Source organism: Pseudidiomarina tainanensis (assembly GCF_004214835.1).
GTDB lineage: Bacteria > Pseudomonadota > Gammaproteobacteria > Enterobacterales > Alteromonadaceae > Pseudidiomarina > Pseudidiomarina tainanensis.
In genome coordinates, this window is sequence record NZ_PIQJ01000002.1 from 240,023 (window position 1) to 265,422 (window position 25,400).

The 25,400-nt window shown below is 48.8% G+C and carries 20 protein-coding genes; 13 read left to right on the forward strand and 7 right to left on the reverse strand.

Annotated elements, in window-relative coordinates; translation table 11 throughout:
- Positions 1-55 precede the first annotated feature (55 nt).
- The 5 genes from CWI82_RS09695 to rpmE form a co-directional block, all read right to left on the reverse strand.
- Positions 56-610: an SPOR domain-containing protein gene (locus CWI82_RS09695; protein ID WP_130203388.1), complete on the reverse strand. Its 555-nt coding sequence runs from the start codon at positions 608-610 to the stop codon at positions 56-58.
- Positions 611-612: 2 nt separating this feature from the next.
- Positions 613-2,355, reverse strand: coding sequence for an arginine--tRNA ligase (gene argS, locus CWI82_RS09700; protein ID WP_130203389.1), 1,743 nt, complete (start codon positions 2,353-2,355; stop codon positions 613-615).
- Between the two features lie 134 nt (positions 2,356-2,489).
- Entirely contained in the window at positions 2,490-4,664 is a 2,175-nt protein-coding gene (gene priA, locus CWI82_RS09705) for a primosomal protein N' (protein ID WP_130203390.1), read from the reverse strand.
- Between the two features lie 328 nt (positions 4,665-4,992).
- A complete protein-coding gene (locus CWI82_RS09710) occupies positions 4,993-6,237 on the reverse strand; it encodes a malic enzyme-like NAD(P)-binding protein (RefSeq protein ID WP_092857420.1) in 1,245 nt (414 codons plus the stop codon).
- Positions 6,238-6,505: 268 nt separating this feature from the next.
- Positions 6,506-6,721, reverse strand: a complete 216-nt coding sequence (gene rpmE / locus CWI82_RS09715) for a 50S ribosomal protein L31 (protein ID WP_092857422.1) — start codon at positions 6,719-6,721, stop codon at positions 6,506-6,508.
- Positions 6,722-7,088: 367 nt separating this feature from the next.
- Here rpmE and argC point away from each other — a divergent pair, with 367 nt between their 5' ends.
- From argC to argH, 5 genes are read left to right on the forward strand one after another with little or no spacing between them, the layout of a single operon-like run.
- Positions 7,089-8,108 (forward strand): N-acetyl-gamma-glutamyl-phosphate reductase, encoded by a 1,020-nt coding sequence (gene argC / locus CWI82_RS09720; protein WP_233340244.1) that lies wholly within the window; start codon positions 7,089-7,091, stop codon positions 8,106-8,108.
- Positions 8,105-8,872, forward strand: coding sequence for an acetylglutamate kinase (argB, locus tag CWI82_RS09725; protein ID WP_130203391.1), 768 nt, complete (start codon positions 8,105-8,107; stop codon positions 8,870-8,872). The genes argC and argB overlap by 4 nt, the downstream gene beginning before the upstream one ends.
- 43 nt (positions 8,873-8,915) lie before the next feature.
- Positions 8,916-9,830 (forward strand): ornithine carbamoyltransferase, encoded by a 915-nt coding sequence (gene argF, locus CWI82_RS09730; RefSeq protein ID WP_130203392.1) that lies wholly within the window; start codon positions 8,916-8,918, stop codon positions 9,828-9,830.
- The gene (locus CWI82_RS09735) at positions 9,827-11,065 is read left to right on the forward strand and encodes an argininosuccinate synthase (protein ID WP_130203393.1); all 1,239 of its coding nucleotides are present in this window, start codon (positions 9,827-9,829) and stop codon (positions 11,063-11,065) included. Before argF ends, CWI82_RS09735 begins: the two co-directional genes overlap by 4 nt.
- A gap of 3 nt (positions 11,066-11,068) precedes the next feature.
- The gene (argH, locus tag CWI82_RS09740) at positions 11,069-12,910 is read left to right on the forward strand and encodes an argininosuccinate lyase (RefSeq protein ID WP_130203394.1); all 1,842 of its coding nucleotides are present in this window, start codon (positions 11,069-11,071) and stop codon (positions 12,908-12,910) included.
- A 64-nt stretch (positions 12,911-12,974) separates the two neighbouring features.
- On the opposite strand, the gene metJ is transcribed toward argH, so the two are convergent.
- A complete protein-coding gene (metJ, locus tag CWI82_RS09745) occupies positions 12,975-13,301 on the reverse strand; it encodes a met regulon transcriptional regulator MetJ (RefSeq protein WP_130203395.1) in 327 nt (108 codons plus the stop codon).
- A 218-nt stretch (positions 13,302-13,519) separates the two neighbouring features.
- Between metJ and metL the strand changes: the two genes are divergently transcribed.
- A complete protein-coding gene (gene metL / locus CWI82_RS09750) occupies positions 13,520-15,970 on the forward strand; it encodes a bifunctional aspartate kinase/homoserine dehydrogenase II (RefSeq protein ID WP_130203396.1) in 2,451 nt (816 codons plus the stop codon).
- Between the two features lie 16 nt (positions 15,971-15,986).
- Here metL and CWI82_RS09755 read toward each other — a convergent pair whose 3' ends face one another.
- Complete coding sequence (locus CWI82_RS09755) at positions 15,987-18,446, reverse strand: penicillin-binding protein 1A (protein ID WP_130203397.1); 2,460 nt, start codon at positions 18,444-18,446, stop codon at positions 15,987-15,989.
- A gap of 213 nt (positions 18,447-18,659) precedes the next feature.
- Here CWI82_RS09755 and pilM point away from each other — a divergent pair, with 213 nt between their 5' ends.
- The 7 genes from pilM (at position 18,660) to aroB (ending at position 25,396) form a co-directional block, all read left to right on the forward strand.
- On the forward strand, positions 18,660-19,727 hold the full coding sequence (gene pilM / locus CWI82_RS09760) for a type IV pilus biogenesis protein PilM (RefSeq protein WP_092857438.1): 1,068 nt from the start codon (positions 18,660-18,662) through the stop codon (positions 19,725-19,727).
- Complete coding sequence (locus CWI82_RS09765; protein WP_130203398.1) at positions 19,715-20,308, forward strand: PilN domain-containing protein; 594 nt, start codon at positions 19,715-19,717, stop codon at positions 20,306-20,308. The genes pilM and CWI82_RS09765 overlap by 13 nt, the downstream gene beginning before the upstream one ends.
- Position 20,309: 1 nt before the next feature.
- Positions 20,310-20,900 (forward strand): type IV pilus inner membrane component PilO, encoded by a 591-nt coding sequence (locus tag CWI82_RS09770; protein ID WP_165383918.1) that lies wholly within the window; start codon positions 20,310-20,312, stop codon positions 20,898-20,900.
- Positions 20,897-21,436 carry a pilus assembly protein PilP gene (locus tag CWI82_RS09775; protein WP_092857444.1) on the forward strand — a complete coding sequence of 180 codons (540 nt, stop codon included), beginning with the start codon at positions 20,897-20,899 and terminating at the stop codon, positions 21,434-21,436. Before CWI82_RS09770 ends, CWI82_RS09775 begins: the two co-directional genes overlap by 4 nt.
- Positions 21,436-23,619, forward strand: coding sequence for a type IV pilus secretin PilQ (gene pilQ, locus CWI82_RS09780; RefSeq protein WP_233340245.1), 2,184 nt, complete (start codon positions 21,436-21,438; stop codon positions 23,617-23,619). Before CWI82_RS09775 ends, pilQ begins: the two co-directional genes overlap by 1 nt.
- 124 nt (positions 23,620-23,743) lie before the next feature.
- Positions 23,744-24,262, forward strand: a complete 519-nt coding sequence (gene aroK, locus CWI82_RS09785; protein WP_092857446.1) for a shikimate kinase AroK — start codon at positions 23,744-23,746, stop codon at positions 24,260-24,262.
- 30 nt (positions 24,263-24,292) lie between these two features.
- Positions 24,293-25,396, forward strand: coding sequence for a 3-dehydroquinate synthase (aroB, locus tag CWI82_RS09790; RefSeq protein WP_130203400.1), 1,104 nt, complete (start codon positions 24,293-24,295; stop codon positions 25,394-25,396).
- Positions 25,397-25,400: the final 4 nt, after the last annotated feature.

The following is a 25,400-nucleotide window of genomic DNA, read 5'->3' on the forward strand; positions in this document are numbered from 1 at the left end:
TTAGTTGCTATGAACCTGTTATGAGGTCGTATTTGTGATTTTCAATAGGCGGGGATTAATTCCAGTTCCAAATTTGGCAACCGCGGATATTTGCGCGTTGCAATTTATGGCGATCGGTCTCGGCAGCACGACGGCCTTCGTAAGGGCCAAGAATCACGCGGTGCCATACACCATTGCTACCGTCGGTGGTGCGAATTTGTGCTTCTAAGCCAATCATTGCGATCATCGCACGCATTTCTTCAGCGTCGCTGATATTACGGAACGAGCCACATTGCATGAGTTTCGGTGGCCCCACTTCACGCTCAGGCACATCGACAATCACTTCTTGGTTTTCCAATTCTTCGATATATTGCCAGCGCTCTTCCGGCTTTTCTGGCAAAGGTTCGGCAACCGGTTGTGGTTGTGCTTGCGGCACTTCTACCGGGGTTGTTTGCGCAGGCGACTGCTCTGATTTACCGGCAATGCTTACCAATAACCACACAAAAGCAGCCACCAAGGCGACCGCGAGCAATACCACCCACCATGAGACCGCGGGCTTTTTCGCGGCCTTTTTATTAGGCTTTCTTGGCGGGGTGCGTTTGGCCGGACGCTTTCGGTTTGCGTAATCCATAATTACATCTTCTCAAGCGTCGGAATGCCGAGCAATTCTAAGCCTTGACGTAGCGTTTTCGCGGTCAATGCAGCCAGCTTTAAGCGGCTTTGACGTACGCTATCATCTTCGGTTTGCAGAATTGGACAGGCTTCATAGAAACTTGAGAATGCGCCAGCCACATCGTAGAGGTAACCACATAAAAAGTGCGGCATCGCTTTATCGGCAACGCTATGAACTACTTCATTAAAGCGAACGAGTGTATTCGCAAGATTAATTTCACGTTCGTCTTTAAGAACAAACGGCGCATCAATCTGGTCAGGGTTCACACCGGCTTTACTAAACACACTATTCACCCGCGTGTAGGCATACAATAAGTATGGTGCGGTGTTGCCCTCAAAGCTCAACATGGTGTCCCAATCGAAGATGTAGTCGCTGGTACGGTTTTTCGATAAATCAGCGTATTTGACTGAGCTGATACCCACGACTTTTGCGACATGCGCCTGCTCTTCTTCGGTGAGTGCGCCATTTTTCTGTTGCACTAACTCAAGTGCACGCTTTTCAGCTTCATCGAGTAAATCAGCCAGCTTGGTAACACCGCCATCGCGACTCTTGTACGGGCGTCCGTCTTTGCCCATTACCGTACCAAAGCCGTAGTGGTCCATTTGCAAATCTTCACGAGCAAAACCAGCTTTACGAGCTAAGGTGAAAATTTGTTGGAAGTGCAAGCTTTGGCGTTGGTCAACGAAGTACATCAAATGATCGCCTTTGAGCACATTTTGACGATAGCGCACGGCAGCTAAATCGGTGGTGGCATATAAATATCCGCCGCCAGATTTCTGCACGATCACTGGCAATGGCTCGCCATCTTTGTTTTTGAATTCATCAAGGAATACGCACTGTGCGCCTTGGTCTTCAACCAATAAACCTTGCTCGCGAAGGTCTGCAACCACTTGCGCTAAATCATCATTATAAGCACTTTCTGCCATCACATCGGCGCGCGTGAGTTTCACACCCAAACGGTCGTAAACTTCCTGACAGTGGCTCAGTGACACATCAATAAACTGTTGCCATAACTGACGACACTTTGGTTCACCCGACTGCAACGCAACGACTAATTCACGCGCACGCTTGGCGAATTCCTCACTCTCGTCAAAGCGCTTTTTCGCCGCTTTGTAGAAAGTTTCTAGGTTGCTTAGCTCCATGTCCAGCTCGTCATTATTGAGCTCTTCCATGTGCGCCAGCAACATACCAAATTGCGTGCCCCAGTCACCCACATGGTTTTGGCGAATCACGTTATGACCAAGCAACTCTTCAACGCGAGCAACAGCGTCACCAATAATGGCAGAGCGTAAATGGCCCACATGCATTTCTTTCGCGAGGTTTGGTGACGAATAGTCAATCACCACCGTTTGTGTTTTTGCCGCTGGCTCAATACCCACTTGGCTATCGCGATAAGCACGCTCAAGCTGATCCAATAACTGTTGCTGGCTAATCGTAAAGTTAATAAAACCTGGGCCTGCAATGTCGCACTTCGCGAGCAGTTGGTTGTCTGGAATAGCGGCAATAATCGCTTCTGCCAACGCACGCGGGTTCATCTGAGCTGGCTTCGCCAACATCATCGCTAAGTTCGTTGCGAAATCCCCATGACTTTTGTCGCGCGGACGGTCCAACTGAATACGTGGCTGTACGTCGGCCGGCAAAGTACCTTGTTGTTGCAGGGTCGCCACGGCGGCGCCAAGGAGGGATTCCAACTGTTCTTTCATGAATAAAAAACCTTAAAGCGATATTAGCTATTGGATATTAGATATTAGTAAGAGCGCTGCAGTCGTTTTTAGCTAATATCTGATAGCTAACGGCTAATAGCGCATTTGTTCTTTATTTTATCTGCTTTTGGCGGCTAACTGAAGTCTTGTGGATCGATGTCGAGCGACCAACGCACTTTTCGTAACTGCGGCAATTTTTCTAATTGCGGTAAAACATAGCGTAATAGCTGCGCGCGCATCGCGCGTTGTTGCGTTTGAATCAATAATTGATAGCGATAGCGCCCGGCCCGACGCTCCATAACGGCTGGGATTGGGCCCAATACAATCACGTCATCGCGCTGCGGAAATAATGCAGCGATAGCTTCAAGCGCCGCAATAACTGCTTCGGCATTGTTGGCTTCAGCTCGGAACAATGCGTGCTGACTAAACGGCGGTAAATGCGTCAGTTGGCGTTCACGTAACGCTGTTTGTGCAAAATGCCCATAACCGTTATTAATTAAATCTTGAATTAACTCGTGTTCAGGGTGATGCGTTTGCAGAACTACCGTGCCGGGTTTGCTCGCGCGCCCGGCACGCCCTGCTACCTGAGTAAACATCTGGCCAAGACGTTCAGCGGCGCGAAAGTCGGCACTGTATAGAGCGCCATCCACATCCAACAATGCCGCCAAGGTGACATCGGGAAAATGATGACCTTTGGCAAGCATTTGCGTGCCAACTAAAATCGGATACTTGTTGTCATGCGCATCTTGCAAATGCTGTTGCAAGCTACCTTTTTTACGCGTGCTGTCGCGATCGATCCGTAACACCGGATAATCCGGAAATTGCTCTTGTAGCAACTGTTCAAGTTGCTCTGTCCCCACGCCTCGGCCAATCAGCTGCGTTGAGCCACAGTCGTGACACTGTTTAGGTATGGGTTGCTGCGCGCCACAATGGTGACACTGCAACTGTCGACTACCTTGATGCACCGTGTAATAAGCATCACAGCGACGGCATTGCGCCAGCCAGCCACACTCGTGACAAAGTAGCGCGGGCGCAAACCCGCGACGGTTCAAAAATAATAAGACTTGCTGGCCAGCTTCGAGATGTTCCCGCATTAAACTCAGTAGTGGCTGCGACAAGCCGGCCTTCAATGGCAAGTTTTTGATATCCATCACCACATGCCGTGCCGATTTGGCTTGGCCAGCTCGCCTACTTAACTGCAAGTGCGCATAACGCTTATTCAAAGCATTATTGAGCGTTTCAAACGATGGTGTCGCCGAACCAAGAATCACCGGCACCTGCTCTTCATGGCCGCGCATGACGGCGATATCGCGCGCATGATAACGAAAACCATCTTGCTGCTTTAACGAGCCATCGTGCTCCTCGTCAACGATGATCATGCCGAGCGCTTTGCAGGGCGTAAAAATCGCTGAGCGCGTACCAATAATAATTGCGGCACTGCCGGCGCGAGCGTCGAGCCAAGCGTCGAGGCGCTCTCTGTCGGTCAACGCTGAATGCAGCATGACAATCGGCACATCGAAGCGCTGTTGGAAACGCTTGAGGGTTTGTGGCGTCAAGCCGATTTCGGGTACCAACATCAGTACTTGCTGACCACGACGTAAAACATCTGCCATTGCCTGCAAATACACTTCCGTTTTACCGCTGCCAGTGACCCCTTCGAGCAAATAAGTCTGTTGTTTTTTTGCCGCACCGATTGCTGCTACCGCAAGCGCTTGTTCGGGGTTCAATTGTAGCGGCTCTGCGGCTATTTTCAGTGACCACGACTGTACTGGCGCTGGTATATGCTCAACAGCTTCAACCCAACCTTTTTCTTGCAACGCTTTAAGCGCTGAAGGCGAAAACTCTTGCATGCGAATATCACGGCTGAGTAATGGCTTTTGCTGTAATGCCGCTAGCAAACGTTGCTGCTGTAATGCACGTTTCAAGTCATTCGGTGATTGTTGCGCACCTTGCTCGGTCACTTGATAGCGCGTCGTTGCCTGATAGCTCGCCCGTTCCCCCTGGCGTAACAACACTGGCATCGCATTTTGCATGACATCACCAAGCGGGTGATGATAATAATCCGCCGCCCACTCTAGTATTCGCCACAACGGCTGCGGCCAGAGTGGCTCGTCATCAATAATCTCAAGCACCGCTTTGCGCTGAAAGCTATCATCAGGCGCTAATGCCTGCCCCAGACACACACCAACCAACTCGCGATTACCAAACGGCACGCGCACACGCACGCCTACTGCGGGCAGTTGCTCGCAGTCGTAGTCAAATAGGCGTGGTAGGGGTACCGGTAGTGCGGTCTGGATTATTGTCGTCATACCGCAAAGTGTAACTTGAAAGTGAAGATATTAGCTATTGGATATTAGATATTAGAAAAGCAAGAACGATATTAGCTGTTAGATATTAGATATTAGAAAAGCAAGAACGATATTAGCTGTTGGATATTAGATATTAGAAAAGCAAGAACGATATTAGCTGTTAGATATTAGATATTAGAAAAGCAAGAACGATATTAGCTGTTAGATATTAGATATTAGAAAAGCAAGAACGATATTAGCTGTTAGATATTAGATATTAGATAAAACACAAATACCCGATACATCAGCTCTAATATCTAATATCTAACAGCTAATATCGCCTTTGCTTTTATTCAGTCATGTAATTCTTTGGGAGTTCGATGCGGGCGGCGCCTGACGCGACCGCAGCTTCAGCAACCGCTTTCGATACTCGGGTGCGCAAACGCGGATCTAATGGTTTTGGAATAATGTAATCGACGCCGAATTCGAGCTTATCGATGCCTGCTGCTTTGAGTACCGACTCGGGTACCGGCTCCTTGGCAAGCTGGCGGATGGCTTCAACAGCGGCGAGTTTCATCTCATCGTTGATGGCCTTGGCGCGTACATCAAGAGCACCCCGGAAAATAAACGGGAAGCACAGCACGTTATTGACTTGGTTCGGATAATCAGAGCGTCCCGTCGCCATAATGAGGTCATCGCGCACAGCCAAAGCAAGCTCCGGCTTAATTTCAGGGTCTGGGTTAGAACACGCAAACACAATTGGCTTTTCAGCCATCAATTTTAGTGCATCTGGTGACAATAGATTCGGCCCTGATACGCCAACGAACACATCCGCTTCGGTAATAACTTCTTCAAGCGTGCGTTTGTCCGTGTTATTCGCAAACAGTGCCTTGTATTCATTCAAGTCTTCACGGCGCGTATGAATCACGCCTTTGGAATCGAGCATATAGATGTGCTCACGTTGAGCACCGCACTTAATGAGCAATTCCATGCAGGCGATTGCTGCTGCGCCAGCACCTAAACAAACGATTTGCGCTTTGCGTAAGTCTTTTCCTTGAATTTCTAAAGCATTGAGTAAGCCGGCTGCTGTTACGATAGCTGTGCCGTGCTGATCATCATGGAAAATAGGCACTTCGCAGCGTTCAATCAACGCTTGCTCTATTTCGAAACATTCTGGTGCTTTGATATCTTCTAAGTTTACGCCACCAAAACTGTCGGCGATATTGGCTACCGTGTTGATAAAATCTTGCGTGGTACGATGCGTCACTTCGATATCAATAGAATCGAGGCCGGCAAAACGTTTGAACAACAATGCCTTGCCTTCCATCACTGGCTTCGATGCCATGGGGCCTAAATTTCCGAGGCCTAAGATAGCGGTACCGTTAGAAATCACTGCGACCATGTTGCCTTTAGCCGTGTACTTGTAAACATCATCTGGATTTTCCGCAATTGCGCGCACCGGTTCAGCGACCCCCGGACTATACGCCAACGCTAAATCCTTGCTGGTTTCGGCTGGCTTGGTCAGCTCAATGCTGATTTTCCCTGGCGTTGGGTAGGCATGATAATCCAAAGCTTGTTTGCGGAAATCGCTCATAAGTACGTGTACCTGATTCGAAATAAAGAAAATAACGACTGTGAATAGTGCCATTGTAGAGTGAATCAATGCAACAACACATCTTACCTGATGCTCAATTTACTATAAGCAAATGGTAACCTTCACAGACGAAGAAGAATTTAGAGTTGTTTAAATTGACACCATCGTTTTTTTCAATGGTAGCGCGGCATTGCGCCGAAGCGGAAAATAAAAAAGGCGCCTTCTGGCGCCTTTTCTAAAATATCGTGCAGAAATGTCCAAAACTGGATTACTTCTTGCCACCCAACATGTTGAAACGCTTGTTGAATTTCTCGATACGACCGCCAGTGTCCATAATACGCTGCTTACCAGTGTAGAACGGGTGACACTCTGAACATACGTCCAAGTGTAGCTCGCCGCCTTTCGTTGAGTGAGTCACAAAAGAGTGACCGCAAGAGCATGATACTTTCAGCTCTGAATATTCTGGGTGAATACCTTGTTTCATGGGGTTACCTCGTTAGGCTGCATCGCCACCCGACCCGAAGTCGAGCACCACGCAAATTACTGTTTCAAAAAAGCGCTGATTTATTAATCAACGCGACAAATTAGGGCGCGAATTATAAGCGCCAAGCCCCTCAAGATCAAGAGCGCTATTAGCTATTGGATATTAGATATTAGCGAAAACTTTTAGAGCAGGGATATTAGCCTTTAGATATTGGATATTAGTGAGAACCCGAAAGCGTGGCTCCAATATCTAATAACCAATAGCTAATATCTAACTTGTTTTTACATTTTTATTCTTGTTTTGTGCATTTTTATGCATTATTATTTATTCATCTTTTGGGTCTTATTAGAGCAAGTGAGTTTGTTTGGTGGAGCACGTTAAATCAATCCCATGCGCGGTTTTTGGAGCGAGCGGCTATAGTGGCGTTGAGCTCGTGTTGCTGTTGCATAACCATCCACATTTCTCGCTTGAATATGCTTTTTCTTCCAGCGCACGTGAAGATGCAGAGCCAATTGCTAGTTTGTATCCCCAATTAGCGGGACAGCTCGATGTTATTCTGCAACCTTGGCACTCGGATTTGCTGAGTCAGCTGGCGCAGCAAGTTCGAGTGGTTTTTTTAGCGCTACCGCATGAGGCCAGTGCGGCAATTGCACCAGCGTTGATCAACGCTGGGTTAGTGGTATTTGATTTGTCAGGTGCATTTCGGCTTCGTGACTCATCAGCACACTTTCAGGCTTATGGTTTCGCACGGCCCGATGACTTACCCACTGAGATCCCTTATGGCTTGGCCGAGTGGACGACGCTGATTGGCACCGAGCAACTCATTGCAGTGCCAGGCTGTTATCCAACTGTTTCCAGCTTGGCGTTAAAACCAGTGATGTCACTTATAGATGGTGTGCCAATGGTTAACGCTGTGAGTGGTGTTTCTGGAGCTGGCCGCAAAGCCGCGAGTCATACCAGCTTTTGTGAAGTGAGCTTAGCCGCGTATGGCGTTGCAACACATCGCCACCAGCCAGAAATTGCCCAAGCGATCGGTCGGGACGTTATTTTTGTGCCGCATTTGGGCAATTTCAAACGCGGGATATTAGCGACAATTTATGCCCCCCTTAGGTCAGGTGTTTCGCAAGCAGCTGTCGATAAGGCCTATCAGCAGGCCTATGCCGCAGAACCGCTCGTTCGGCTATGCCAGCAACCACCGGCAATTAAAAATGTTGTCGGCACAGCTTTTTGCGACATTCACGCCGTCGTGCATCAGAATCATCTGATTATCTGTGCCGCTATCGATAATTTGTTGAAAGGCGCAGCTGCCCAAGCGGTGCAGTTGGCCAATCAGTATTTTGATTTTGCGCCAGCACTCGGACTACAACAACGCGGAGGCGTCGTATGACATCGCCTCTCGTTATAAAGCTCGGCGGGCGGGTATTACAAAGCGCCAGCAATTTAGAACGGTTACTGAAGACGGTTCAGCAACTAGCGTTGTTGCGCCCTTTAATTTTAGTGCATGGCGGTGGCGATCAAGTTGAAGCGTTGCTGTTGCAACTTGGCCACACCAGTTTAAAAGTGGATGGCCAGCGGATTACTCCAGCAGTACAGATGCCCATTGTGGCTGGTGTTTTGGCCGGTGACGTGAACACCCAACTGGTCGCGCTTGCCCAACAACATCAATTGAATGCGGTTGGTTTAACTCTGGCTGCAGGTCACAGTATTGCTTGTGACATTGACGCCAATCGCGGCGCTGTTGGCATTCCAAAACCAAACAATGCCAAGCTTTTGCAAGTGTTACTCGATCAAAACTTTTTACCGATTTTGAGCTCAATTGGCGCCAGTGACAGCGGTGAGCGTTTAAATGTGAATGCTGACTTAGCCGCTGCTGCCGTTGCTCAATTGATGCATGCAGATTTAATTCTACTCACCGACGTGCCCGGCATTTTGGACAAGAACGGTAATCTCATCGAAACCATCCTCGCTGACGAAGCGGATGCCCTCATTGCTGACGGCACCGTGCGCGACGGCATGTTGGTCAAACTCAACGCAGCCGTGCAAGCGGCACGTGCCTCGCGACGAAGTATCGCGGTGGCCGGCTGGCAAGACGCCAAAGCGCTTACCCGATTGGCAAGGGGTGAAGCAGCCGGAACCCGCATCCGTCTTTAATTGCCACGCAATTTTTGATTTTTAGTTGTAGGTAACAACATCCATGAATGATTTATTAGAAATGCCGGCATTAAGCCCGCAACAAACCACTGATTTATTGCAGTTGGCGCAAACCATCAAACAGCGCCCAACGGCTTGGTCAACTTATTTGCAGGGCAAAAGTATTGCACTGTTGTTCGAGAAGCCATCGTTGCGTACGCGCGCTAGTTTCGCCGCAGGTATTCACCGTTTAGGTGGTCATAGTATTTATCTCGATGCGCAGAATTTAATTGGTGAGCGTGAGCCAGCCACGGATGTCGGTGCCAACTTGGCGCTTTGGCATGATGCTATTGTGGCGCGGGTTTACTCGCAAAATACGTTGAATGATCTGGCAATAGCTTCCGATAAGCCGGTTGTGAATGCTCTGAGTGATACCTGTCACCCATGCCAAGCGCTCGCCGACTTGTTGACCTTGCAAGAACAATTGGGCGACTTAAGCCACGTACACCTTACCTACATTGGTGATGGCAACAATGTTTGCCAAGCGCTGATGGCCGGTGCTGCGCGCACGGGTATGCATATGCAGGTGGTGACGCCAGAAGGCTATGCGCCCGATGCTGAGTTAACTGCGGTAGCCCAGCAACAAGCAGCACAAACCGGTGGTTCCATTACCGTGCTGCACGATTTAACACAACTGCAACCAACCGATGCTATTTATACCGACACTTGGTTCTCGATGGGGCAAAACCGCGATAACAATGCGGTGATGCATGACTTCGCACCATACCAAGTGAACAGCGATTTGATGAAGCGCCTTGGCGCGAAGTATTTTATGCATTGCCTACCAGCGTATCGCGGCCGCGAAGTCACTGCGGAAGTGATTGATAGCCCGCAAAGCTTGGTACTCAAGCAAGCTGAAAACCGTTTACACGCGCAAAACGCCATTTTAGTTAAATTATTTGAAGGAGCTCACGCATGAGTAAGTCAGTCAATAAAGTCGTTCTCGCTTACTCGGGTGGCTTGGACACATCCGCCATTGTGCCGTGGTTGAAGGAAAATTATGACTGTGAAGTAGTCGCCTTTGTGGCAGACGTCGGTCAGGGTGACGAAGAACTCGAAGGCGTTGAGGCGAAAGCCATCGCTTCGGGCGCCAGCAGTTGTTACATCGTCGATTTGAAAGATAAATTTGCCGAGCAAGTGATTTATCCGACCTTAAAAACCGGTGCAATCTATGAAGGCCAATACTTATTGGGCACCGCATTGGCACGGCCAATTATCGCTGAAGCGCAGGTGGCGATTGCCCGCCAAGTGGGCGCGGATGCTGTGGCACACGGTTGTACTGGTAAGGGTAACGATCAGGTTCGCTTTGAATCAGCCTTTGCCGCATTAGCGCCGGAATTGAAAGTGATTGCCCCTTGGCGCGAGTGGACCATGCGTTCACGCCCGCAATTATTGGCTTATCTGGCAGAGCGCAATATTCCATGTAGTGCATCGGCCACTAAAATTTATAGCCGCGACGCCAACCTTTGGCATATTTCGACCGAAGGTGGCGAGCTGGAAGACCCGTGGAACGAGCCAACTGAACAAGTTTGGACTTGGACGGTCGCGCCTGAACAAGCTCCGGATAAGCCACAGTATCTGAAGTTGTCATTTCATCAGGGCGAGCTGACGCATATTGACGGGCAGACGTATAACCCAGTGGATGCGATTTTACATTTGAATCAAATTGCTGGTGCGCACGGTGTCGGTCGGTTGGACATGGTTGAAAACCGGTTGGTTGGGATGAAATCACGTGGCTGTTACGAAACCCCAGCCGGCGAAGTGTTATATGCCGCCCTGCAAGGTTTAGAAAGTCTCGTGTTGGATCGCACCTCGCAAGATTATCGCATTCGCTTAGGGAATGAATTTGCCCAATTAATGTATGACGGCCGCTGGTTTACGCCGCTTAAAGATGTGATGTTGGCTGCTGCTACCAAAATTGCTGAACCATTGAGCGGTGATATTGTGGTGAAACTCTACAAAGGCCAAGTCACAGTTACCCAGAAGCGTTCGCCAAATAGTTTGTATTCGAATGCGTTTGCGACTTTTGATGAAGACGAAGTCTATAATCAAAAGCATGCCGAAGGCTTTATTCGTCTGTATAGCCTAGCAAGCCGTATCCGTGCGTTACATCAGCAAGCTGGCGACGATACTGCTGCGACCAGCAAGGAGTAAACCATGAGCTTATGGGGTGGACGGTTCAGCGAGCCAAGCGCCGCTGAATTCAAACAATTTAACGACTCATTGCGGTTTGACTATGTGTTGGCGCCGTTTGATCTGCAAGCATCAAAGGCGTGGGCAAATGCGCTGAAGCAAGCCACGCTGATTACTGCGGAAGAAAACCAGCAGTTACAACAAGCGCTCGACAGTTTAGTGAAACAAATCGCGAAGCACCCGGAGCTGCCGTTACAAACGAATGCCGAAGATATTCACAGCTGGGTTGAAGCCCAGCTGATTGAACAAATTGGTGCGACGGCTAAAAAGCTACACACCGGTCGCAGTCGCAATGATTTGGTCGCCACCGATCTGCGCTTGTTCTGCAAGCAGTTTGCGCAACATTTAGTCACGGCAAACTTGGCGGCAATTGAGAACTTATTGCGCTTTGCCGAGACTTATCAGGATGCGATGTTACCGGGTTATACCCACTTACAACGCGCACAACCGATTGTGGCTGGGCATTGGGCAATGGCGTATGTCAGTATGCTGCAGCGTGATGTCAGTCGATTACGGGAAACTATCCGTCGACTCGATGTGAGCCCTCTGGGCAGTGGTGCCTTGGCGGGTACGACTGCCGCGATTGATCGCGAGGCGCTCGCGCATGAGTTGGGCTTCCGCTATGCCTGTGAAAATAGCCTGGATGGCGTATCTGATCGCGACTTCGTTTTAGATTTATTAAACGCCGCCAGCACTGGCATGATTCATTTATCGCGGTTAGCAGAAGACGTTATTTTCTACTGCTCGGGTGAGTCGGGTTGCTTTAGCATGAGCGATAAAATCAGTAGTGGTTCGTCGCTGATGCCACAGAAGAAAAACCCAGATTTATTTGAGCTGTTGCGGGGTAAAACTGGGCGGGTCATGGGTCATCAACATGCTATGCAGATAACCCTAAAAGGTCTGCCATTGGCCTACAACAAAGACATGCAGGAAGATAAAGAAGGCTTATTTGATGCCCTTCATAGTTACTTGCAATGTCTGCAGATGTTGGCCTTTGCGATTCCCGAGTTAACAGTGAATAAAGAACATGCCGCGCTGCAAGCTGCGCTCGGCTACAGCAATGCGACTGAGCTTGCCGATTATTTGGTCAGCAAAGGTGTGCCGTTTCGTGACGCGCATCACCTTACTGGTGAGTTGGTCGTGCTCGCGCAACAACAGGGCGTTGCGCTTGAGCAGCTCGCGTTGGCTGATTTTCAGCAGGTGTGTGAGCTGGTCGAAGATGACGTGTACGCCACTTTAGATCTCGCATACGGATTGCAACAGCGCAAAGCAATGGGCGGCACCGCACCAAGCGCCGTGAAGGTAGCCATTAAGCATGCGCAAGATTGGTTACACGCAGCGGAAGCAGCGAGTAAGCACGTACGCCAAGCGCGTTTGAGTGATGTCGATAAAATTTGCGAGCTGATTGCCTACTGGGCCGATCAAGGTGAAAACTTACCGCGCGATAAAGCCGATGTTCTGCAAGCGATTCAAAGTTTTGCAGTGGCAGAAATTGACGATGAAGTGGTTGGCTGTGCCGCGCTGTATGTTTACAGCACTGGTTTAGCTGAAATTCGCAGTCTTGGATTATTCCCAAGCGCCCAAGGCAAAGGACTTGGCGCAGAGCTGGTCGCCTTTTCATTATGGAAAGCGCGTGAACTCGGCATTACTCGTACGATTGTGCTGACTCGCGTTCCAGAGTTTTTCGGCAAATTAAATTTCCGTCTAACACTGAAAGAAAAGCTACCGGAGAAAGTGATGAAAGACTGTGAGCTGTGTCCGCGTAAACATAATTGCGATGAAACGGCGCTAGAATATTTACTGTAATCGTTCTGGTGTAAACGACGAAGCTGCAGACCAAATTGGCTGCAGCTTTTTTATTTGCTGAATCTTATTCAACGTCGTCGCTGATATCTTCGGGAATAGGCAGTCCGCGGCGTTGTAATTCTTCGCGCACCGCTTGTGGAATTTTGTTCGGGTTGTCTTTGCGCAAGTCATCATCAGTTGGCAGTGGTTGGCCGGTAAACGCATGTAAAAACGCTTCGCACAATAACTCGCTATTCGTTGCGTGACGTAAGTTTTTAACCTGACGACGGGTGCGCTCGTCGGTGAGCACTTTTAAGACGCGTGTAGGAATTGACACGGTGATTTTTTTCACGTGTTCGCTTTTTTTCCCGTGCTCAACATACGGGTAAATATAATCGCCGTCCCATTCCATACTGCACCTCGTGTTCAATGTGTGACTAAAAGACCCTGCACAATGTGTTGAATTGTACTGGCGAAATTGGCACAGTCAACTTTATACGCATAGCTGTCTATACGTCTTTTTGTGCTAACCTTGCGTAATGACGCTTTATTGGTGCAACACAGCACCGTATAATCGAATTTTTATTTTCTTTTCTCACAGGCTTTCTTACAGGAGAACGCACACGCATCATGACGGTTGAGGTTCAGGTTACCCCAGAGCAAATACAAGCTGTAGCCGATACGGTTCAGGTTCATAAGTTTGGTGGCAGCAGCTTAGCTGATGCTTATTGTTACCGTCGTGTGGCGCGTATTGTCACCGAATATGCAGGCGCCAGCGATTTGGTCGTGGTGTCGGCTGCTGGTGATACAACCAACCGCATTCTCGCCATTATTGATGCCAAGGCAGATGACTTAGGCGTTGCCGAAGTGCTTCTCAAGCAGCTCGAAAAATACCAGCAGGGCCTGATCACTGAGTTACTCAACGGTGATATTCAAACGCGCGTGTTGGAGCAATCGCAGCATGACTTTAAACGCTGGTGGGCATGGCTGAACGGCGAAGAAGAAATTAACCGCCGCCCAGAGCTACTCTCTTACGGCGAATTGTGGAGTGCGCGCTTATTGTCTGCGTTGTTACAGCAACAAGGCGTGACGTCTGATTATATTGATGCGCGTACATTTTTGGTGGCCGATGATGCTCCTGAGCCGCATATTCGCGTGCCCGTCTCGCGCGCCGGATTATTAAATCGTATTGCCCCACATGCTGGCACCCGGTTTATTGTCACTGGCTTTATTTGTGCCGACCCTGACGGTAACTCGCTGATTCTTGGTCGAAACGGCAGTGACTACTCAGCCACGCTGGTCGGTAGCCTGATCGATTCTAAACAGGTCACGATTTGGAAAGATGTCGCTGGGGTTTACTCAGCTGACCCACGCAAAGTAGAGCGGGTAGTCAGCTTGCCGATTCTTGATTGGCAGGAGGCTGAAGAGCTCGCCCGTTTGGGTAGCCCGGTGTTGCACCCACGGACTTTCCAACCAGTGAATCGCGAGCGTATGGTGATCGCGGTACGCTCGAGTTTGAAAGTTGAAAATCAACAAACACGTATTGGCCAGTACGAAGACACGGAGCCGAAAGGCAAAGTATTAACGTCGCTCACCGATGTGGTGCTGTTCCGTGTGGATTTAAGCGATGCGAAGTTAGTACAGCAATTTGAAGATCTTGATCTTACGCCATTGATTAGCTGGAACGAAATTGCACAACACCATGCTTACTATGCCTATCACCAAAACCATTTAGAGTTTTTAGAGCGTTGGTTAGAGCAAGTTGATAAGTCGGATCATGTGGTGCAAATGCAAGGTTATTCGATGATTGCACTCGTGGGTAATCGCATTCAAGAAACCGACCAATACAGCACCTTTAAAGCCGAATTAAGTGCTCAGAACTTGCGTCGCATGGTATTCTCGCCAGACAGCAATGCAGTGATTGCGATTCTTGAACAGAAGCTGGATAACCGTCTGCTTAATCGCTTGCACAGTCAGCTATTTAACTATCGTCGTAGCCTCGGCGTGTTGGTGGTTGGTCGCGGCAACATCGGTAGCGCTTGGTTATCGTTATATCGTCGCTTGCGCGAGCGTATTAACGAGCAAATGGACGTACGTATTTTGGGTATTTTGAACTCGACCCGCATGTGGCTTGATTACAATGGTTTAGAGCTGGACGACTGGCAAGCGAGTTTCGATAAATTTGCGCGCCCTTATGAGCTCAGCCAATTGATTCCTGAGCTGCCAAATGCGCCATGTGATGAGCTGGTGATGCTTGATTTGACTGATTCGGTTGAAGTTGCTCAGCTATATCCAAGCTTCTTCGCCAACGGTTTGCATATTATCAGTGCCAACAAGCGCGCTGGCGCCTCAGGTGAATCGCAATACAATGAAATTCGCACCATTCAGCGCGAGTACGAACGTGAATGGTATTACAACACGACTGTGGGTGCTGGGCTACCGCTGAATTATGCACTGAATGACCTGCGCAATTCTGGCGACACCATTCGCAGTATTTCAGGTATTTTCTCGGGTACTATGAGTTGGCTCTTCGAAAACTTTAATGCTGAGGTGAAATTCAGCGATTTAGTGCGCGAAGCGAAAGCCCGCGGTTTAAGTGAGCCCGATCCGCGTGAGGATTTAACCTGCCAGGATATCGTGCGCAAATTGCTGATTTTGGCGCGCGAAATTGGTCTTAAACTCGACTGGAAAGACATCGACGTTGAGAGCTTGCTGCCAGAGCAACTCGAAGAGATTTCGCTGGAAGAGTTTATGCAACGGTTGCCGGAGCTCGATGATGCCATGCATCACCTGTATACCGACGCGCAACAAACACAAAAAGTGCCGCGCTTGTTAGCCAGTTTCGCGGTGCAAGATGATGACAGTGTGCGCGCCCGCGTTGGGATTGAATATATCCCAGAAGGCGACATGCTAGCGAACTTGATACCGGGTGAGAATATCTTCGTGATTTATACCGACTGGTATCACGAAATGCCGTTAGTGATTAGTGGTCCTGGTGCAGGTAAAGAAGTGACTGCAGGTGGCGTTCAATCTGACTTGAACCAGTTGCTGAGTCGTCTCAGCAACCGGCATCAAGGTTAATTCCCTACCTTAGCAATTAGAAAATCGAGTCGTCGTCACTAAAGATATCTTTTGACGACGACTTCGAATCGGCATACTCGGTTGGCGCTGTGCCTGGCAAAAAGTACTCAAACCGCGTGGTGTAATCGTTCTTACGGCTGAGTTTACCGGTGGCCAGATCAATCCGTGCCATCACCAACCCAGGTGGTACTTGGAATGGTTCAATGGTCGCATCTTCAAGCGCGGTTTCCATGTAATCAATCCACATTGGCAAAGCCGTTTTCGCGCCCGCCTCAGTTCCGGAAATCGGTTGCTCGTTACTATCTAAGTTTTCATTCATCGTGGTGCTGCCAAGCGCACGTTCTAGGTTATCAAAACCCACCCATGCGGTCGTAACTAAGCCACTCACGAAACCTGAGAACCAGGTATCTTTAACATCGTTGGTGGTACCGGTTTTACCGACAATATTGCGGCCAGCTAAATCAACAATCGGTTTTGAACGCTGAATACGCCATGCGGTACCATTCCAACCGGTACGATGTTGCCAACTACCGCCACCCCATACTGCGGAGTTCATCGCTTCGGTGATTAAATAAGCATTTTGCTCAGAGATCACTTGCGGTGCTTGCACCACGTCGCGTTCTTCCTCGCACAACACACACGCCACCGCAGGACGCGCGCTGTAAACTACTTCGTCGTTATTGTCGACAATGCGCTCGATAAAGTACGGATTGACTAAGTAGCCACCGTTTGCAAATACCGCATAACCGCGTGCAACTTCTAACGGCGTCATTGACGCTGAACCCAGTGATAATGACTCGTTGCGCGGCAATTCATCAATAACAAAGCCAAACCGAGTGAGGTATTCAACGGTGGTATCAATCCCCATAGCGCGCATTAAACGCACTGAAACCACGTTCTTCGATTTTGCTAAACCTTGGCGCACCCGAATTGGTCCTTCATAGACATCGGGCGAGTTACGCGGACGCCAGGCAATGCCACTACCGGGATTCCACTGGTTAATTGGCGCATCGTTGACCAAGGTTGCCAGCGTAAAGCCATTTTCTAAGGCGGCGGAATAAATGAACGGCTTAATATTTGAACCGGCCTGACGCTTTGCTTGAATGGCGCGGTTATATTGGCTCACCGCAAAACTGTAACCACCCACTGCTGCGGCAATACTGCCGTCTTGCGGACGCAATGAAATAATTGCACCGCTTGGCTCTGGCACTTGCGCTAAACGCAGCCCCTGCTCAGTCGCACGAATGCGAACTAGTTGTCCTGGGGCTAATATGTCGGTTGCCGTTTGCGGTGCCGGACCCTGCCGATCAGCATGCATATACGCTCGAGCCCACGCCAACCCAGACCATGGCAATTCGCGCGGTTCACCGCTCGCTGTTAATACCTGCGCAGATTTCTCGGCAACACTCAGCACCACAGCCGGTACGGTTAATCCAATTGCTTCTTGACTGCGCAAAAACTCACGAATGGCATCAAATTCCCAAGCTTCTTCATCAGGTTGCCACAGTATTTGCTCAGCACCACGATAACCGTGACGCTCATCGTAGCCATGTAAATTCAGCTGCACAGCGCGTTGTGCAGCGCGTTGCTGTTTCGCATTCACGGTGGTGTAGACTTTAAAACCAGAGTTGTAAGCGGCATCTTCACCATAACGCGCCACCATGTCGGCGCGCACCATCTCAGCTAAGTAGGGCGCACTCATGGTTACTTCGGCACCATGTAACCGAGTTTCAATGGGTTCTGCTAAGGCATCGCGATATTGGTTTTCGCTGATAAAGTTTTCGGCCAGCATGCGCCCTAACACCGTGGCACGACGCTCACGTGCTCGCTCTGGATTAGAGATGGGATTCATTGTTGATGGTGCTTTCGGTAAACCCGCAATCATGGCCATTTGTGCCAATGTTAAATCCTGCACATCTTTACCATAATAAACCTGCGCTGCAGCACCAACACCGTGCGCGCGATGACCAAAAGTAATTTTATTGAGGTAGAGCTCTAATATTTCGTCTTTGGTGAGCTCTTTTTCCATGCGCAGTGAAATAAAAGCTTCTTTTATTTTCCGCGTCCAGGTTTGTTCAAAACTCAAATAGAAGTTACGCGCCAGTTGCTGAGTGATAGTACTACCACCACCTTGAATTTCCCCGGTACTGATTAACAAGGCAAACGCACGAGCAACACCAATTGGGTCGATACCGAAATGATCGTAAAAACGTTGGTCTTCCGTGGCAAGAAAAGCATTGATAAGTGGCTGGGGAATTTCTTCAAGTTGCAGAGGAATTCGCCGTATTTCACCAAACTGGGCAATCATTTCACCGTCTGAGGAATACACCTGCATTGGGGTTTGCAAGCGCACTTCTTTTAACTCGGCCACGCTCGGCAAGTCGTCTTCCCAGTAGAAGTACAAACCAACAACGGCAATCGAGCCCAGAATTGCTAGCGCCACTCCGACGCCAAGCACCCACTTAAAAATCTTCAATGACAGCCCCTTTTTTTCCTTTCGACTATACTGTTTTACAGGTTGCGCAATTAACGTTCATATTATAGAAAGATAAGGACAGAAACGTAATGTTTATTTAGATTGTGCAAAGAACTTTGCACAATGCTTACCTTTCTGCTTAATATGAGGTTCGGCATAGAACAATTTTAATAATATAATGCCATTAAAACCGGTCCAATTCAGGGGAGCATTATGGGGCTATTTGGTCTGGGAAAAAAGCCAGGTCTGGGAATTGATATTGCTTCGGATGCAGTTAAGGCAATTGAGCTTGTACCTAGCGGTGATACTTACGACATAACGAACGTTGCTGAAGTGTCGCTACCGAAGAATTTAATTACCGACGATGAAATTTCCGACATCGAGAAACTTGCCAAGATGATTACGCAGGTGCGTAAGCGTATGGGCAGCACTCGCGTTGCCGTCGCGGCGGTATCAGGCACCCAAGCAATTTCTAAGCAAGTGCCAATGAGTCTTGATTTAGACGATGAAGCGATTGCAGAAAAAATTGAAAGTGAAGCTGAAGCACTTATCCCCTTCCCCATCAATGAAGTGCGCTATGATTTTGAAAGTCTCGGTGAGCACCAAACCTTACCCGGGCAACAACGTGTATTAGTCACTGCAACCCGAACCATTAGTGTCGATAGTCGTGTTCAAGCGCTTGAGGGAGCGGGTTATAAAGTTGCCATCATGGACGTCGACAACCAAGCGATTGCGCGCGCCTGTGGTCACCTGTTACCGCATATGCACCCGGAAGTCCTTGAGAGCAAACTCCCTTATTTAATTCTCGATATCAGCACGAGCTCGATTCAAATTATCGTCGTGCATCAAGGCGAAGTGGCGTTTCACCGGCCACAATCAGGGGGCTTAACCCCTTTACTTAGCGCACTGGATGAAGACGGTAGCATCGACCACGGCGAAATTATGGCGAAGTTGCGCTCAGGCGATATCGATGATTTCCCAACGCTCATTATTCAAGATTTCTTAAGTAACTTGTGGAATCAAGTGAGCCGCAGTGTGCAGATGTACCAGAGCAATGCTGCAGATAAAGGCTTCGCCGCAATTTTGCTGATTAATACCGGCGCGATGTTGCCAATGATTACCGAAGCCCTGAGTGAGCAGGTGGAATATCCAGTACATGCGTTAAACCCGTTTGAGCACTTTATTTTGCCGAGCAAGTTCTCGCATTTACAAAATCACGGGCCGCGATTCGTTGAATCGATAGGTCTGGCGCTACGGAGTTTTGCAACATGGCACATGTAAACCTACTCCCATGGCGCGAAACAGCTCGGCAGCGCGCAAAAACTCGCTTTGGTATCCATGCTGGCATCGCTGTTGGCATTGCAGCAGTTATTTTTGGCGCCGCTTACATGGTCATTGGTGATTACAAGAGCTACCAGCAACGGCGCAATGGCTTTTTGCAATCGCAAATTCAAATTCTTGATGCCCAGATAGCCGAAATAAATAGCATCAATAAAAAGAAACAAGAGATTTTAAATCGTATCAAACTGATTCAATCGCTTCACGAAGATCGCAATACCGCCATCACTATCTTTAACGAGTTAACCGAACGAACGCCAGATGGTGTTTATCTTCATTCGCTTGAAAAACGTGACTTGCAGCTAGTTATTAGCGGTCGCAGTATTTCCAATAATCGAGTTTCAGAATTTTTACGTGATTTAAAAGCATCACCGGTATTTGCTGATCCTGAACTACGTAACGTGGTTTCGGCGAACTCAAACGCTCGTGGTCGCGCACGCGGTGTCGATGCGAATTCTGATTACGATGCATTTTCATTGGTGGTCACGATTGTGCCGCCAACTACCACGGAGGCGAAAAAATAACATGAGTATGGATAGCCTACGTGAATTAGATATTAACGAGTTGCCATTTTGGCCGCGACCATTCCGCATGGCGGTGCTGGTCATCATTGCTATTGCTGTCTTAGGTTTAAGCTACCACTTTATATTGGCCGACGAATGGGCAAGTTATAAACGCGAAGTGGCGAAAGAAGCGCAACTTAAAGAAGACTATCGTATTAAATATCAAACGGCTGTGAATTTGCCGCTCTATCGGGAGCAACTTGAGCAACTCAATAGCGACCTAGAAACACTGCTTGCGATGCTGCCAAACGACGACGAAACACCGAAGCTTTTGGATGACATTAGCTTAATTGGCACCAAGAGTGGCTTGCGCTTTGACCGCATCGAATGGCTCATGCCGCAGCCACGTGAGTTTTATACTGCGCTGCCAATGCGCATTGAATTGAAAGGTGCATACCATCAAATCGGTGACTTTGTCGGTCAGATGTCGAGCCTTGATCGCATTATTAGTGTGAAAGATTTCAAGATGCAGTTACAAGATGACGAAGGCACACTCAGCTTGTCAGTGAATGCTGAAACCTATCGTCAGCAAACTTTGAGGACACAACCATGATGAAAAAAATGATTGTGTCGTTAGCTGCATTTGGCTTCTTAGCAGGCTGTGCACCAACGGGTCACCAAGATCTCGAGCAGTTCACAAGTGAGGTTCAGCAAACTGCGAAACCTGGTATTAGTCCACCGCCTGAGCTTCCTGTGCTTGAACGTATTGTCTACACCGGCGCCGATATTCGTAATCCGTTTCAGCCGACACCGTTGCGTGATTCTGCTGCGCAAGTATCAGGCCAAAATTGTCCGCAACCAACACTCGGTGCACCTAAGGGTGGTTTAGAGGGTGTCGCCCTGGATCAGTTGGCTTTGAGCGGCACCATGCGTTCAGGAAATGGTCAGCTCATCGGGCTACTGGTTTCCAACGAAGGTAAATTATTCCGCGTACAACGTGGTGATTTCATCGGTCTCGACAACGGCCGCATCATCGCCATTACTCCACAACAAATTTCGATTCGTGAATGGTTAGCAACCGGTGACGGCTGCTGGCAGCAACGCGACGTATCGTTAACCTTGCTGAACTCGCAAAGGAGCTCGAACTAATGAAGCACTTAATCCGTACCTTATGTCTACTGCTGTTGATGCCACTTGCGGTATCAGCCAATGAGCTCTTACGGGTTGAGCAGATTGCGTTGAATAAAGATCGCTTCAATCTTGAAGCGCACTTTTCGAAACGTGTCGAGTCTCCCGTTGTCACTCGCAGCAGCAATCGAAATCTCCATGAATTTTTATTGCTTGGCACCAGCGCCAACATGCCAGATGGCCGCTTAAATCTGCCGGATCATCCGTTGCTGGATTACGTTGAAATTGAGCAGCAACGCGAAGATTTAATGTTGCGTGTGTATACCAAACAACCGCTTGAAAACTTAATGAGTCGCTTTGGTGAAGTGATGGTTTTAGTTTTCGTGGCGCCGAAAGATGGTAGCAAAACCGCTGCGACAAGCGCTAAACCGTCGCCTCAGCCAGCAACGCCGAAACCGGCCCCAAGCAACAAGCCAGCTGAGCCGAAACCGGCACCAGAAAAAGCGGAGCGGCGTCCGGTCACTGATACCAAGCCAGCTCCAGCTAAACCAGAAGCGGCAACTCAAACTCCGACAAAACCTGCCGAGCCACAACGCGCAGAAGTCCGTACCGAGAGTAAACAACAACCGAAGAAAACTGCGGTAACCAATATCAATTTCTTCCGTCTGTCGAATGATGTTGGTCAAGTCAGTATCGCTTTGAACAAAGATAATGTTGAGCACGAAGCGCGCATGCGTGGTAATGATCTCGAACTTATTTTGTATGACACTGAGTTACCCGAAGATCTTCTCTATGTCTTAGATGTCAGCCAGTTCGCAACCCCGGTCGCATACGTGGAAACGTTCCGCGACGGTCGTAATAGCCGCATTAAAATTGCTGGTAAGCGCAAATTTAAACATCAGTTAGAACAAATTGATGGTTACCTGCGCCTGAACCTTGCTGAAGCACCGCAAGTGGATGCACAAGAAGCTCAAGCAAAATCGAGTCAGAAGCCGATTTCGTTGAATTTCCAAGATGTTCCTGTGCGTCAACTCCTTCAGATTTTGGCCGACGAGAACAACCTCAACTTGGTTGCCAGTGAGTCCGTAACGGGTAATATCACTTTGCGTCTTGAAAATGTTCCTTGGGAACGTGCGCTCGAAACTATCTTGCGCGTGAAAGGGCTGGATAAACGCTACGATGAGAACATTCTGATTGTTGCGCCAGCATCTGAACTCGCCCAACGTGAAGCGGAACAGCTTGAAAGTCAGCAGCGCATGCAAGAGCTTGCGCCGCTTGAAAGCTCATATATTCAAATCAATTACGCCAAAGCCGATGAGATTGCGCAGATTTTGCGTACCGACAGCTCAGACTTATTATCGAGTCGCGGTGCAGTAACTGTGGATGAGCGCACTAACACGCTACTCGTGCGTGATACGCCGGAACAAATCGATACCGTTAAAGCGATGGTAAAAGTACTCGACGTGCCGGTAAAACAAGTAATCATCGAAGCACGGATGGTGACGGTACGTGACAATATTAGTGATGAACTCGGTATTCGCTGGGGTATCACCGAACCAGCACTGGACACCTCAGTGCCACCACCATGGGGTACTGGTACCAATGTGACCGGTGACTTCAACGTGAACCTGCCAATTGCATCACCGGCAGCCACCATTGGTTTCCAAGTTGCCAAACTAGCTGATGGGCGTTTGTTAGACCTCGAATTGTCGGCACTGGAGCGTGAAAACAAGGGCGAAATCATTGCCAGCCCGCGTATCACTACTGCGAACCAAAAAGAAGCCTACATTGAGCAAGGTACCGAAATTCCATACGTGGAAAGCGCCTCTTCGGGTGCCACCTCAGTCCAGTTCAAAAAGGCTGTTTTAGGGTTAACGGTAACGCCACAAATTACGCCAGATAATCGCGTTATTCTCGACTTAGTGATCACGCAAAATACCCGTGGCGAAACCGTGAGCACGCCAACTGGCCCTGCAGTATCGATTGATACTCAGGAGATCAGCACGCAGGTATTAGTTGAGAACGGTGAAACCATCGTGTTAGGTGGTATTTACCAACAGCAAATCTTAAACGACATTTCAAAAGTGCCGTTGCTGGGTGATATTCCATACGTTGGCGTTTTGTTCCGTACTGATAGCCAAGTTAACGAAAAGCGTGAACTGTTAATTTTCGTCACACCACGAATTGTAACGAATACGCCGTAAACCTTGCTTATGGAGCTGTGACTTGCGATAATCGCGCATCTTTTTGGTTGGGTTAAGGAAGGTCTTGAGACACTCCGGATTCCGTGAGTCACAGCTAGTTAAATAAGTGAAGTAACACATCAATATGGCTGAAAAACGTAACATTTTCTTAGTGGGCCCTATGGGCGCTGGTAAAAGCACAATCGGGCGACAATTAGCCCGCCAACTTCATCTCGAATTTTTTGATTCTGACACCGAAATCGAACGCCGCACTGGCGCCGATATTGCTTGGGTGTTCGAGTTAGAAGGCGAAGAAGGTTTTCGCTTACGCGAAGAAAAAGTTATTGAAGAACTGACTGAAAATACCGGTATTGTACTCGCGACCGGTGGTGGCTCTATCTTGAGCAAAGAAAGCCGCAACCGCTTATCCGCTCGCGGTGTGGTTGTGTATTTACAAACCACTATCGAAAAGCAACTGGCCCGCACCCAACGTGACAAGCGTCGGCCATTAATTGCCGAAGCGGACAACCCACGCGAAGTGCTCGAGAACCTCGCTGAGTTACGTAATCCACTGTATGAAGAAATTGCTGATATTGTCGTGCGCACAGACGAACAAAGTACCAAGTTAGTGATTGATCAAATTATTGAAAAAGTTGGTTTATAAACTACTCGACGATTAAATCCGGAGGCGCTCATGCAGAACACCACACAGCAAATCATCGTGGGTTTAGATGAGCGCAGCTATCCGATTGATATTGGCGCTGGCTTGCTCGCACGTACGCCATTATTCGAACATCTACCGCAACAAATTTTACTCCTCTCGAATACCGTTGTAGACCCATTGTATGGCGACCAAGTGCGTGCTCAACTACAGCACCACACCGTGGTGACACATCTGATTGAAGACGGTGAGAGCGCTAAAAGTTTTGCCAATTATGCAGCCGTTATGGACACTTTGATTACGCATAATTTTAATCGCGACTGCGCGATTATTGCGCTTGGCGGCGGTGTGGTTGGTGATCTTGCTGGATTCGTAGCAGCAACCTATCAACGTGGTGTTGGGTTTTACCAAATCCCGACCACTTTATTGGCACAAGTCGACTCATCCGTCGGCGGCAAAACGGCTATCAATCATCCTGGCGGCAAGAACCTCATTGGCGCGTTTTATCAGCCGCAAGCGGTGTTAATTGACACCCAATGCTTGAGTACACTGAACGACCGTGATTATGCCTGTGGCTTAGCCGAGGTGGTGAAGTACGGTATTATCGCCGACGCTGATTTTTTTGCTTGGTTAGAAGCGCATCAAAGCGAACTGAACCAGCGCGATGCCGCAGCCCTAACATACGCCATTCAACGCAGTTGCGAAATCAAAGCTGACGTTGTTGCCGCCGATGAACGTGAGCAATCCGTGCGAGCATTACTCAATCTTGGTCACACCTTTGGACATGCTATTGAAGCGGCACACTACGAGAACTGGAAGCATGGTGAAGCAGTGGCAGCCGGCACAGTGATTGCCGCCTATTTCATGCATCAACAGAATCGGCTGAGCAGTCACGATTTTACCCGTATCGAAACCCTATTAAGACAACTCAACTTACCTGTGCGCGCACCAGAAATGCCATTAGAGCGTTGGCAGACGTTTATGCAACGTGATAAAAAAGTACAAGCGGGCGTCGTTCGGTTAGTGTTACCTACAGCTATCGGAAAAGCCTGCCTTGAGCCGTGGTCAGACTGGCAAGCTATCGGCAAAGCAATTGCCGCGATGAGCCATTCTGACGCACGTAGCCCTTTATTATAATGAG